The sequence below is a fragment of the Pseudohaliea sp. genome, assembly GCF_040217025.1.
GTDB lineage: Bacteria > Pseudomonadota > Gammaproteobacteria > Pseudomonadales > Halieaceae > Pseudohaliea.
Genome location: NZ_JAVJOA010000008.1, coordinates 1,229,492 through 1,242,462, shown reverse-complemented (window position 1 = coordinate 1,242,462; position 12,971 = coordinate 1,229,492). Strand labels below are relative to the sequence as shown.

Here is a 12,971-nt window from a genome sequence, read left to right as displayed (position 1 = left end):
GTTGCGGTGACCTCAAGTGAGGCCTTGCAGAACGTCTGGATGGTCGGCTTCATGGATGAAACCGCCCCATGGTTGTGCCGGGAGCGCCGCCGGCGCCCCGGTCTACCCACCCTGCGCGGACCGGTTGCCCGAGGGGTCGGCGTAGCGGTCGTTCAGCGCCTGGATAGAACGGTCCGCGTCACTCAGGATCGCATCGAGACGCCGCGCGCTGAGCGGCCCCCAGCCCACCGGCCGATCCATGAGTACCGGGCGCCAGGAGCAGATGTTGCGCTCGAAGGCATTGGCCAGCCGCTCGGAAGTCGCGCCGGGTGTACTCGCCTTCTGCAGATTTTTCAGCACCGAGCGCCCGGCGAGGCGCCGCAGCTCCCGGTGCAGCTGGAACAGCCCGGCGGCGATTACGATCACTACGGCCCAGAGAAGCAGCGGGCGGGCTGAGAGGTAGGCGAACCAGGGTGCCTCAAAACTGAGACCCTGCCAGTAACCCAGCGCAGCGCTCAGCACCAGCAGGGCAAGCAGGCCTGCGCCGAAGACGATACCATCGAGCCATAGCAGGCGTTTGCGCCAGGCGCGCCGCGCCGCCGTGAGCTTCGGGACTAGCTCGTCCCGGACCTCCTTGGCCGTCTGCTCGAGCTTCCCGGCGACGCGGTAGGAACGCTGCACGTCCAGCTCGCTGATGCGCTTCTCGATCTCAGCCATGTCCTCGTCGCGCTTGGCCTCGAAGCGGGCCCGCAGGCCCTCGTCCTCGATGGGGATCGCGGCGGAACGGTTATAGATCCGGTAGAAACGGCCCGTGGTGTGTCCCTTCTGCCCGAGGGCCCGCTGCCAGGCCGCGAACACCTCCTCCGGGTTGTCCTCGCGGGCAGCGTTGTCGATCTGGTTGAGGATATACATGAACTTGTTGAAGTCAGGGCGGTGCAGGGGACCCGCGACCAGGTACTCGAGCGTGTCGGTCATGGCGCCCGGCTCGGGGTGGCGCGCGTCGAAGAACACCAGTACCAGGTCCGACAGGTTGATGATGTGATTGGTGATGCGCAGCGTGGCATTGCGCTGGTCGTCGGCATCGAAGCCGGGCGAATCTATGACGATCTTCCCGCGCAGTTCCTGGCTCGGGCAGGTCTTCAGCTGCAGGTAGGTGTCGAGGCGCGACCCCTCGCCCTCTAGGGCTTCCTCGATGTCCCGGCTGATCTTGTAGAACGGAAAGCGCGGGTCGCTGTCGAGCGCGAGACCGGGCAGGGTCTGGGGCTTGTCCTTCCCGCCATAGCAGATGACCGTGAACTTGTCGTCCACGGCCTGGTTGCCCGTGGTCTGCAGCTTCGCGCCCAGCAGGTCGTTGATGAACGTCGATTTGCCCGACGAGAAGGTGCCGAGTACCGAGATCAGCGGCCACCAGGTCACGTCCTCGGCATAGGACTCGGTCTGGTCGAGCAGCCCGAGCTTATAGGAGACCTTGTCGAGGCGCCGAAAAGTCTTGACTACCGCCAGAAGCTCGGGATTCTCGTGCTCGAGATGCCTGACGAGCTTGTCGATGTGCCCCTTCAGGCTGGCCCGGGTATTCTCCGCCATCGCATACTCCTTTCCGCCCCTGAGCCCGCGGCGGCGCCGTCACAGTGTCCCTCGCTTAGAAGACTACATGATCGCTTGCACTGCCGCAGCCTTGCGCTTCTGCAATTTCCGTTTTCCGCATCCGCCGGGGGCAATCGGCACCCGGCCTTGCGGCCAGCCGGTGCCCGCAGCCTAGCGGCCATGGCGGCGGCAGATCAGGCGTCGGTTTCGCGCAGCAGTTCGTCCCCCCGCTTGCGCACGTAATCGAGGTGGTGCAGGAGCGTGTAGGCCTGCTTCCGGTAGCTGTTGGGCAGGTTGGCGCGGAGCAGCTTTCTCTCGATAGCGTCCAGTTCGGCGCGAAGGCTTTGAAGCCGGGGCACCCGGAGAGTCTGAGCGTGCTCCATCAGCTCTGCATCGATCTCGTGCACCCGGGCATAGTGGCGGTACACGCGACGGCTCAGGATGGCACCGTACAGCGCCGGCAGCACCCGCAGCAGCGGCAGGAGCAGCAGCAGCGCGGGCAGGACGACCAGGAGCACGCGGTTGAACTGCGCCACGATCCAGTAGGGCAGGTAGGCCTCGAGAGGGCTGAAACCGTCCGCCAGCAGCTTGGCGGCGTAGCCGTTCGTCGGCACCCCGAGGTCCGTGGAAGCGGGATAGTCGCGGTCCGCCGGCAGGATACCGCGGCCGCCGTGTACTTCGAGCACGGCGTGGACCAGTCGGTTGACCAGGGCGGGGTGCAGGTCGTCCCGGGCGACGAGGCGCGTCACCAGGGCCAGTAGCTCGACATCCTCGGGCGGTCGCGAGTGCGCGTAGTCCAGGATGCCCGAGGGCAGGGTCAGCAGGCGCGCGCCGGGGAGCTTGAGGGAGAGCGCCTCGCTGTGTGCGAGCGACATCAGCTGCAGTTCCGCTGAAGCCAGCAACGCGTCGAGGTAGCCGGCATCTGCGGGCGCAACGAAGAGGGCGAGGGCCACGTCGCCTGCGAGCAGGGCCTCAGCGGCGCGGGCCCCGCCGAGGGGCGCCGTGGCGCCACGGGCGAGGCTGTCGGCGCCGGTGATAGCGGCAATCCGGTCGGCGACGAGGCGGGTGCCGCTACCCTCGCCGCCCGCGGCGACTCGCCTGGGGCCCCAGAGGTGGGGGTCGTCGGGTACGCTGCCCCGGGCGAAAACCCAAAGGGGCTCCACCTGCACCGCGGCGAGCCCCTCGATGTCCGGGCCGAGGGGGATGCCTCCCTGGACCAGGGCGATGTCCGCGCCAGCGTCCTCCCCGATGCGCGCCGCATTCTCCACGGAGCCATCGGTCTCCATGATCTGAAGGTTGATGCCGTCGCGGTCCAGGACCCGGCCGTAGGCAAGGGCGGCGTCATGGTAGGCAGACCCGGGTGCGCCGGCCGCGATGCTCAGCGACGTCGGTGGCAGCAGGTCCAGCTGGCGGAGCACGTAGCCCGTGGCGCCGGCCAGCAGGCCCAGGAGCAGCAGGCCGAGGACGAAGAAGGGCAGGCTTCGCAGCAGCGCTTTCAAGGTCTCACACCGTTAGCGCGCCGGGCCGGCTACAGCTGCGGCCCGGCGGCGACCAGCGCAGCACCGCTCTCCGTATCCGTGTACTGCTCGAAATTGCGGATGAACCGCTCGCCCAGGTCCCGCGCCTTGGCCGTCCACTCCCCGGGGGCGTCGTAGGTGTCGCGCGGATCGAGGATGCCGCTGTCGACCCCGGGCAGGGCCGTCGGTACCTCGAGGTTGAAGATCGGCAGGGTCTTTGTCTCCACGGCTTCGATGGAGCCGTCGAGGATTGCATCGATGATCCGGCGCGTATCCTTGATCGATATGCGTTTCCCGGTGCCGTTCCAGCCGGTGTTCACGAGGTAGGCCCGGGCGCCCACGGCGTCCATGCGGGCAACCAGTTCCTCGGCGTAGCGCACGGGGTGCAGCGTCAGGAAGGCCTTGCCAAAACAGGCGGAGAACGTCGGGACCGGCTCGGTGATGCCGCGCTCCGTGCCGGCGAGTTTTGCCGTGAAGCCCGACAGGAAATGGTACTTGGTCTGGTCGTGGCTGAGTTTTGCCACGGGGGGCAGGACACCGAAGGCATCGGCGGTGAGGAAGATCACCTTTTCTGCGTGGCCGCCCCGGGAGATCGGCTTCACGATATTGTCGATATGGTAGATGGGGTAGGAGACGCGGCCGTTCTCCGTGATGGAGTGATTGAAGTAGTCCACCCGGCCCTGCTCGTCGACGACGACGTTCTCGAGCAGTGCGTCGCGGCGGATCGCCCGGTAGATGTCCGGTTCGCTCTCCGGGTCGAGGTCGATGGTCTTGGCGTAGCAGCCGCCCTCGAAGTTGAAGATACCCTCGTCGTCCCAGCCGTGCTCGTCATCGCCGATGAGCCGGCGCTTGGGGTCGGTGGAGAGCGTCGTCTTCCCGGTACCGGAAAGGCCGAAGAAGATCGCCACGTCATCGTCCTCGCCCATGTTCGCGCTGCAGTGCATCGAGGGCATGTGATCGAGAGGCAGGTAGTAGTTCATCATGGCGAACATGCCTTTCTTCATTTCGCCGCCGTACCAGGTACCGCCGATCACCTGCATGCGTTCGGTCATGTTGAAGACGGTGAACACCTCGGAGTTCAGGCCGTGCGCCTGCCAGTCCGGGTCGCTCGTCTTGGAGCCGTTCAGGACGACGAAGTCCGGTTCACCGTAGCTCGCGAGTTCTTCGGCGGTCGGGCGGATGAACATGTTCTTGACGAAGTGGGCCTGCCAGGCGACCTCCATCACGAAGCGCACTTTCATCCGGACCTTCGGGTTGGCGCCGCAGAAGGTGTCGACCACGAACAGGCGCTTGCCCGTGAGCTGCCTGGCGACCAGGGCTTTCAGTTCGGCCCAGACGGCGGGCGTGATCGGCTTGTTGTCGTTCGGTGCCTGCGTGGATGTCCACCACAGGTTGTCCCTGCTGACGTCGTCGTAGACGATGAATTTATCCTTCGGCGAACGCCCGGTGAACTCGCCGGTCCGCACTGCGACGGCGCCCGATTCGGTCAGCACTCCCCGCTCATAGCCCTCCAGGTCTTCCCGCAGCTCTTCCTGGTAAAGCAGCTCGTAGGACGGGTTGTGCACGATTTCCTTGATGTCGGTGATGCCATAGGGCGACAGGTCGATGTTCTGGGTCACGGTGGGGTCTCCGGCTGGTGCTGGGAAGGTGATCGGCGAAGCGAATCTCAATCGCCCCACAGCATAGGATATGATTCGACGAACGCCTACCGCCTGGGTTGATCTGCATCAGCGTCCGCCCCGATCACCGGCGCGGTGCGAGCGCCGCGCGCGCTTTACCCCGGCTCGCCATCTCGCCATGGTGAAAGCTTCCCGAGCCGTTTATAGCTCCCCGGGTTATTCGGTGCGCCTCGGCGGGCCGAACGCCAAACCCCGCTACAGCTTCGTGGCGGTGGCGGAGGCTGTTATGGTCCGTTGAGCAGCGTGGCCCGCCCGGCAAACAGCAGGGCAGGGCTGCGAGCCGTCAGGCTGTGCGGTTTTCGCCGAGGAGCAGGGCCGCCGCCTGAGGCGCCTCCTGCTCCAGCCATTCCAGGTAGGCACTGAAGGTCATGGGCCGCGCATAGCCGTAGCCCTGCAGGTGGTTGCAACCCATGGACGCGAGGCGCCGGGCCTGCCGGCTTTCTTCGACGCCTTCCACGGTGACGGCGATCTGCAGTTCCGAGGCCATGGTCAGGATAGATCCCACAACCGTGACAACCCGGGCATTATCGGGAAATTCGCGCATGAAGGTCTGGTCGATCTTGATTTCATCGACCGGATGATTCAGTGCATAGCTCATCGCCGCATAGCCGGTGCCGAAGTCGTCGATCGCGATGCGGAAGCCCAGCGCGCGCAGCGCCCTGATTGTTTCGCGCGTGGCCGGCGATATGGCCAGGCGCACCGATTCGGTCATTTCAAGGGTGAACAGCTCCGGGGTGAGGTCGTACTTCTTGAGGCCCGCCTGAAGTGATGTCAGCAGCTCTTCTCCGATGAAGTCGTGGGCCGACAGGTTCAGCGCGATGCGGCAGCGATCACCGTGACGCTCCCTGATTAGCCCGCAGTGACGCATGCTTTCGCCGATGACCCAGCGGGTGAGCCGGGTGATCAGTCCCGTCTGCTCGGCGATGGCTATCAACTCCGCCGGGTCGATGAAGCCAAGGTTCGGATGCTCCCAGCGCAGGAGAACCTCGGATTGGATGCTTGCGGGGCTGTCGATACTGAACTGTGGCTGATGGTAGAGCATGAGCGCGTTGGCTGTGAGTGCCTGGTCCAGGTCCTGCGCCAGGCGCACCTTTCGCTGCCCGCGGGCAACGTCCTCTGTGCTGAAGACCCAGCAGTTCAGGCCGAGCTCCGCCGCCCGGGCCAGGGCGATACGGCTTTCGCTCAGTAGGTTGCCGCCGGCCTCGCCGGCGGGCGGGGCGGCTGCGAGGCCGAAGCGGCATTCCACCCGGTAGGGCACGCTGTGCTGCACGGTGTTGAAATTTCCCTCCCGGCTGAGGGCCTCCACCGCCGCTCTTGCCGCCGTAGCACTACTGCTCCGGAGCACCAGGGTGAGGATCTCTCGCTGGGGCAGGCCGGCGTAAAGGGTGGTACCGTCCACCCGCTCCAGGGGGACAAGCTCCACCGCCTCCTGCAGTGAACGGCGCAGCCAGTCGGCGAGACCGAGCATCACAGCACGCAACTGCGTGCCAGTGAGGAAGGGCGTTACCGCGTGATAGTTACTGACCTCCACGGCCAGCAGGTGAATTGGGCCGGCCCCGCTACTGGCCAGGATGGATGCCAGCCGCTGCTCCACCCGCCGGGCGGTGGGCAGGCCGAGCTGTTCATCGTGGGTGGCGGCATGGAGCCGCTTCCGTTCAAGCATTGCCAGGCGCTCCCCCAGCGCTGCGGCCATGAAAACAAGCTCAAGAGTCACCGCGGCCATGGGCGCAAAGCGCAGCAGCACATCGTAGGCGATCAACCCCTGGAACATGGCGCTGACCAGGGCGGTGCTGGTGAAGAAGGGTATCCAGCTCAGCAGGTAGTAGCGGGTCCAGCGAAAGCGTTCCCGAAAGCGGAACGCAAGAAGGACGAAGATCCAGCTGTAAGAGACCAGGTGCACTGCCGTGAAGGCAACGCCCGAGAGGTATTCCGGTGCCGGAATCGAGGCCAGGGCGCCGGCCAGCACGAACAGCGCATAACACTGGGCGCGTCGGTAGACTTTGCGATTCTCTATGTCAAAGCGCAAAAAAAAGAGCGCAAATTCCAGGGCGGCGACGATCAGGAGCCCATTGAGGAAAACGATTTCCCGGCTCAGGAACAGTGCCAGCGGCGTCGGCAGCGCGAAGTGAAGGAAGCCGGTAGTTACGCCGAAGGAGGCAAGCACCAGGACCCCGTAGCCCGCAAAGCTCAGGTATGCGGGATCCCGGATCCAGAGGCTGAGCAGTCCGCTGCAGCAGGCGACCAGGAGCAGAATGCCCGCAAAGGCCCCGTGGCTCATGTTCCGCAGCTGAGTGAAGCGTTGAAACTGCTCTGCGCTCATGATGGCCAGCGGAAACAGTGTGCTGCCGCTCGTTTCGAAGTGCACCAGCAGCGTTTGCCGCTCCCCGGGTGCCAGGCTGAAGCCCCATTGCGGCAGCGCCCGCTCGACGGCACCCAGACCCAGCGCGTCCTCGCCAAGGGACTTGAGCTGTCGTGTCCCGCCCTCCGGCGCCAGCACATGCACCGTGATCCGGTCGGCAAGGGGATTGTCCGCGGCAAGGACCAGGTCGGCAGGCTTTGCGCTGCGGTTCTCGAGGGCCACGCGGTACCATTGCTGCCGCTGATCGGGGCGAGTGCGCTGCCCGGTTGCATTCACCGGCGTAAACCCTGTAGCCAGTGCCTGTTCGGGCGTCATCGGGGCGCTGCCAGGCCGGTATCCATAGGCTACAGAGACCGTCCCCGGTCCTGCTCGGTAGGCCTCCCTGACTTCGAGGACCAGGGTGCTGTAGAGGACCAGGGCGCCGAGGAGACAGCCCAGGGGAAGCAGGGCAATAGTCGGTCGCAGCAGCTTCATCATTGACCCGTGTCCCCGGCTCAACCCCGGCGGGCGAGCTGGTGGATAGCCTCCGCCATCGGTTCCAGCAGCGGCTCGGGGAAGTCGTGCCCCATGCCGGGAAAGAGCTTCAGCGTCGCGTCCGGCAGGTGCCGCGCCGTGTCGATGCCGCACTCGGCCTTCACCAGCGGGTCCGCCTCACCATGGATGACCAGTGACGGCGCCCGCACGGTGCCGAGCAGTTGCCTCCGGTGGGGTGCGACGATGACCGCGCCGAGCTGCCGGGTCACGCCCGCGGGATCGTAGCCTCCGCGGTAGAAGGCCCGGGCCGCCGCCGCACGAAGCTCCTCGTCGCTCTTCGGGTAGAGCTTGCTCTGAACGGCCTTGCGAACGCGGGTGTTGCGCTCGATCACCGCTTCCGGGTCCGTAGGGTCCGCCGGCTTGCTGAGCAGCGCCCGGGTGGCATAGCGCTCGGCCCGGGGCAGGGACGGATGCCCGGTGGTAGACATGATCGAGGTGAGGCTCAGCGTGCGCCCCGGGTAGAGCGCCGCCACGAGCTGGGCGATCATGCCGCCCATGGAGGCGCCGACGAGATGGGCCCGCTCGATGCCGAGGGCATCCAGCAACGCGACGGCATCCCCGGCCATGTCCTCGAGCGTGTAGGGGACGGGCAGCCGCAGGCGCAGCAGGTGGAGGCTGGCGAGCAGGGGGATGTTCGGCGGACGCACGCCCACCAGGTGCGTGGAAAGACCGATGTCGCGGTTGTCGTAGCGGATGACGCGGTAGCCAAGCCCCGCCAGCTGCTCACAGAAGCTGTCGGGCCAGCCCGTGAGCTGCGTGCCGAGCCCCATGATGAGGAGCAGGGGCTCGCCGGCCTCGTCGCCGAAGCTCTCGTACTCGATCTCGATACCGTTCGCGGATGCGCGCGGCATGGCTTCCCCCTGTGCTGTCGGCCCGGTAGCACGGCGCAGTATAGCGGTGCCGGCAAGTCCCGGGGGAACGCCTTGCGGCGGAACCGGGTGCCGCGCAATGATGGGCCATGAGCGAGGAACCCCTGGACCACCTGCTGGCCCGCGTGCGCGCCTGTCGCCTCTGCGAGGCATCGCTGCCCCTCGGCCCGCGCCCGGTGGTGCAGGCGAGTGCCAGCGCGCGCATCCTCGTCGTCGGCCAGGCCCCGGGCCGCCGGGTCCACGCCTCGGGCCTGCCCTTCGATGACCCGAGCGGCGACCGGCTGCGTGACTGGATGGGCATCGATCGCGCGGTCTTCTACAATGAGCTCCTGGTCGCGGCCGTGCCCATGGGCTTCTGCTACCCGGGTACGGGCCCGGGCGGCGACCTGCCGCCGCTTCCCGAGTGCGCCGAGGCCTGGCGGGAGGCGCTGCTGGCAAAGCTCCGCGGTATCCGCCTCACTCTCGTCATCGGCCAGTACGCCCGGCGCTGGCACCTCCCGGAAGCGCGCGGCAGTCTCACCGACACGGTGCGCGGCTGGCGTCAGCTCGGCCCCGGCCTGTTACCCCTGCCCCATCCCAGTCCGCGTAACAACCGCTGGCTGCGGCGCAACCCCTGGTTCGAGGAGGAGGTGGTGCCCGAACTCAAGCGGCGGGTCGCGGCAGCGCTGGCTGCGCGCGGCGCGGTCAGCCCGGCAGGTTGTGCAGGGGAATCGCGGTCTCGGACTTGACCTCCTCGATCACCACGTAGGTATGCGTCTGCGCCACCAGCGGTATGGCGGCGAGCTTCTCGCCGAGGAAACGCTGGTAGTGCTGCATGTCGGCGCAGCGGATCTTGATCAGGTAGTCGAAGCCGCCGGCGACCATGTGGCAGGTCTCCACCTCCGGCAGGGTGCGCATCTCGCGATTGAAGGCGCGCAGGTTCTCCGTGCTGGTATTGGTCAGCAGCACCTGGATGAAGGCCACCGTGTTCGCGTTGAGCAGGGCCGGGTCCGCCAGGGCGACGTAACCGGTGATGAAGCCGTCGCGCTCGAGGCGGCGCACGCGCTCCAGGCAGGGCGTGGGGCTCAGGTCCACGCGGCGGGCGAGAGCGACGTTGCTGAGGCGTCCCTCACGCTGCAGTTCCCGCAGGATGGCGCGGTCGATCCGATCTAGGTGGCGGGCTTTGCCCATCGCTTTGCCTCCCGGGGTGGCGGCCCCGATAAAATCCCATGATAACCCCATAGGCAGAATATTCTCCTGCAGATCACCTGAAAATAGCGTCAAATATCGTGGTAAATGTGCAGAATGGCGGTGATGCCTACTGCACAGGACAGCTCCATGACTGAATCGCTCGACGCGCTGCGCGGCGCCATCCGCGCCGCGACCCATGCGCCCGAGGAACAACTGCTCGAGGCCTTCGTCGCCGCGCCGGCCCTCGCCGGTGAGCAGCGCGAGGCGGCGCGCGCAGCGGCCATCGACCTGGTGCGGCGCTGCCGCAGCCAGCGTCGCAAGGCCGGTACGCTCGATGCCTTCCTGCAGGAATTCGGCCTCTCCAACAAGGAGGGCATCGCGCTCATGTGCCTCGCTGAGGCCCTGCTGCGCGTTCCCGACGAAGAGACCGCGGACCGGCTCATCGCCGAGAAGATCCAGTCCGGGGACTGGGGGGCGCACCGCGGCAAGTCGGCGTCGCGCTTCGTCAACGCCTCGGTCTGGGGCCTGATGCTCACGGGACGCATCGTCCGCCTCGACGACGAAGCGGTAAGCGATACGGGTTCCTGGATGCGCCGGCTGGTGAACAACCTGGGCGAGCCAGTGGTGCGCCAGGCCGTGCTCCAGGCCATGCGCATCATGGGGGGGCAGTACGTGCTCGGCCGCACGATCAGCGAGGCGCTGCAGCGCGGCGTGACCGAGAACCGCCGCGGCACCCGCTTCTCCTTCGACATGCTCGGCGAGGGCGCCCGCACGGACGCCGATGCGCGGCGCTACTTCCGTGCCTACGCCGACGCCATCCGCGCCATCAGCACCGGTTCGCGCGGGCGCTCGGTAATCGCCGCGAACGGTATCTCCGTGAAGCTCTCGGCGCTGCACCCGCGCTACGCGTTCCGCCAGGAGGCCCGGGTCGTCGAGGAACTGCTGCCGCGGATCCGCGAGCTCTGCCTCATGGCGGCGAGCGGCGGTATCGGCCTGTCTGTGGATGCCGAGGAATGCGACCGGCTGGACCTGTCCCTGTCGCTCTTCGAGGCGCTGGCCCGGGATCCGGAACTCGCCGGCTGGGACGGGCTCGGCTTCGTGCTCCAGGGCTACCAGAAGCGCGCGCTGGCGGTGGCGGACTGGCTGGTGGCCCTGGGCCGGGAGACGGGGCACCGGCTGCCGGTGCGCCTGGTGAAGGGCGCCTACTGGGACAGCGAGATCAAGCACGCGCAGGAACAGGGGCTGGCGGACTACCCGGTGTTTACGCGCAAGTCTCACTCGGACCTCGCCTACGAGCAGTGCGCGGCGCGGCTCCTCGATGCCCCGGATGCGATCTACCCCCAGTTCGCCACCCACAATGCGCACACCGTCGCGGCGGTGCGCGCGCTCGCGGGCGACAAGGCTTTCGAGTTCCAGCGCCTGCACGGTATGGGCCAGCTCCTCTACGACGAGCTGCAGGATGAGAACCCGGAACTGCCGGTGCGCGTTTACGCGCCCGTGGGCAACCACCGGGACCTGCTGCCCTACCTCGTGCGCCGGCTGCTGGAGAACGGCGCCAACAGCTCCTTCGTCAACCGCTTCCTCGATGCCCGCGTGCCGCCGGAGGAACTGCTCCGCGACCCGCTCGCCGAGGCCCAGCAGCTGCCCGGCTGGCGCCACACGCGCATTCCCGTGCCGCGCCGGCTCTACAACGGCGAGGCGCTGCCCTGGGCGAATGCCCGCGGCATCGACCTCGCCGACCCCGGCGAGCTGTCCATGCTGCAGGCCGCCATGGCCGCCGGGGTCGCGCAGCCGCATCGCGCCAGCCCCATCGTCGGCGGCCGGGAGCTGCCCGGCGCGGGCCGCGCCGTCCACAACCCGGCGGCGCCGGAGGTCGTGGTAGGCGAGGTGCTGGCGGCGGATGCCGGGGCGGTGGATGCCGCCCTCGCCGCCGCCAGCGCGGCGCAAGCGGACTGGGATGCGGCCGGTGTCGAGGCGCGCGCCACCTGCCTCGAACGCCTCGCCGAGGCCCTCGAGGCGAACTGCGGCGAACTCATGGGCCTGGTCGCCGCGGAGGCCGGACGCACGATCGACGACGGCCTCTCCGAGGTGCGCGAGGCCGTGGATTTCTGCCGCTACTACGCCCAGCAGGCCCGTGCCGGCTTTGCCGTCAAGCGGCTGCCGGGTCCCACCGGCGAGGTGAACGAGCTGTCCCTGCACGGCCGCGGCGTGTTCGCCTGCATCAGCCCCTGGAATTTCCCGGTGGCCATCTTCACCGGGCAGGTGGCGGCCGCGCTGGTGGCCGGCAATGCGGTGGTGGCCAAGCCCGCGGAGCAGACGCCGCTGGTGGCCGCCCAGGTCGTCCGCCTGGCCCACGCCGCCGGCGTCCCCGGCGATGTGCTCCACCTGCTGCCCGGCGACGGCGCCGTGGGCGCGCAGCTCGTCGCCGACCCCCGGGTCTGCGGCGTGGCGTTCACCGGCGGCACGGACACGGCGCGGCGCATCCAGCAGAGCCTCGCCGAGCGCGACGGGCCCATCGTACCGCTCATTGCAGAGACCGGCGGCCTCAACTGCATGCTTGTCGACGCCACGGCGCTGCCGGAGCAGGTCGTCGACGACGTGATCATCTCCGCCTTCCAGAGCGCGGGGCAGCGCTGCAGCGCGCTGCGGGTCATGTACCTGCAGGCGGACATTGCCGACAGCGTGCTCGAGATGCTCGCCGGTGCCATGGTCGAGCTGCGCCTCGGCGACCCGGCGGTGTTCGCCACGGACATCGGCCCGGTCATCGATCTCGACGCCCGGCAGAACCTCGAGCGCCACGCCGAGCGCATGGACCGGGAGGGCCGGCTGGTCGCCGCCTGCGAGCCGCCGGCCGAAGGCCGTGGCGGCTACTTCTTTCCGCCCCGGGTCTACGAGATCGACCGCCTGGACCAGCTCGAGCGCGAGGTCTTCGGGCCCATCCTGCACGTGATCCGCTACCGGGTGGAGGAACTGCCGCAGGTCTACGAAGCCATCAATGCCAGCGGCTATGGCCTCACGCTCGGCGTGCACAGCCGCATCGACGGTTTTGCGCGGGAGGTCTTCGAGGCCACGCGGGTCGGCAACACCTACATCAACCGAAACATGGTCGGCGCCATCGTCGGCGTGAACCCCTTCGGCGGCCAGGGCCTGTCAGGCACCGGTCCCAAGGCCGGTGGCCCCCACTACCTGCCGCGCTTTGCCACGGAAAAGACACGCACCGACAACGTGGTCGCCAAGGGCGGCAACACGCAGCTGTTCAACCTCGAGGAGGAGTGATCGC

8 protein-coding genes are annotated in these 12,971 nt (G+C 67.7%); 2 read left to right on the top strand and 6 right to left on the bottom strand.

Annotated elements, in window-relative coordinates; all coding sequences use genetic code 11:
* Nucleotides 1-102 precede the first annotated feature (102 nt).
* The 5 genes from RKE50_RS09820 to RKE50_RS09800 form a co-directional block, all read right to left on the bottom strand.
* The gene (locus RKE50_RS09820) at nt 103-1,563 is read right to left on the bottom strand and encodes a dynamin family protein (protein ID WP_350036225.1); all 1,461 of its coding nucleotides are present in this window, start codon (nt 1,561-1,563) and stop codon (nt 103-105) included.
* 194 nt (nt 1,564-1,757) lie between these two features.
* The gene (locus RKE50_RS09815; RefSeq protein WP_350036224.1) at nt 1,758-3,062 is read right to left on the bottom strand and encodes a TAXI family TRAP transporter solute-binding subunit; all 1,305 of its coding nucleotides are present in this window, start codon (nt 3,060-3,062) and stop codon (nt 1,758-1,760) included.
* 29 nt (nt 3,063-3,091) lie between these two features.
* Nucleotides 3,092-4,699, bottom strand: a complete 1,608-nt coding sequence (pckA, locus tag RKE50_RS09810; RefSeq protein ID WP_350036223.1) for a phosphoenolpyruvate carboxykinase (ATP) — start codon at nt 4,697-4,699, stop codon at nt 3,092-3,094.
* Nucleotides 4,700-5,042: 343 nt separating this feature from the next.
* Nucleotides 5,043-7,595, bottom strand: coding sequence for an EAL domain-containing protein (locus RKE50_RS09805; RefSeq protein ID WP_350036222.1), 2,553 nt, complete (start codon nt 7,593-7,595; stop codon nt 5,043-5,045).
* A 17-nt stretch (nt 7,596-7,612) separates the two neighbouring features.
* Nucleotides 7,613-8,503: an alpha/beta fold hydrolase gene (locus RKE50_RS09800; protein ID WP_350036221.1), complete on the bottom strand. Its 891-nt coding sequence runs from the start codon at nt 8,501-8,503 to the stop codon at nt 7,613-7,615.
* A gap of 107 nt (nt 8,504-8,610) precedes the next feature.
* Here RKE50_RS09800 and RKE50_RS09795 point away from each other — a divergent pair, with 107 nt between their 5' ends.
* On the top strand, nt 8,611-9,249 hold the full coding sequence (locus RKE50_RS09795; protein ID WP_350036220.1) for a uracil-DNA glycosylase family protein: 639 nt from the start codon (nt 8,611-8,613) through the stop codon (nt 9,247-9,249).
* On the opposite strand, the gene RKE50_RS09790 is transcribed toward RKE50_RS09795, so the two are convergent.
* Nucleotides 9,206-9,691 (bottom strand): Lrp/AsnC ligand binding domain-containing protein, encoded by a 486-nt coding sequence (locus RKE50_RS09790; RefSeq protein ID WP_350036219.1) that lies wholly within the window; start codon nt 9,689-9,691, stop codon nt 9,206-9,208. The two genes, RKE50_RS09795 and RKE50_RS09790, sit on opposite strands and share 44 nt — an antisense overlap.
* A 147-nt stretch (nt 9,692-9,838) precedes the next feature.
* Here RKE50_RS09790 and putA point away from each other — a divergent pair, with 147 nt between their 5' ends.
* Nucleotides 9,839-12,967: a bifunctional proline dehydrogenase/L-glutamate gamma-semialdehyde dehydrogenase PutA gene (gene putA, locus RKE50_RS09785; RefSeq protein ID WP_350036218.1), complete on the top strand. Its 3,129-nt coding sequence runs from the start codon at nt 9,839-9,841 to the stop codon at nt 12,965-12,967.
* Nucleotides 12,968-12,971: the final 4 nt, after the last annotated feature.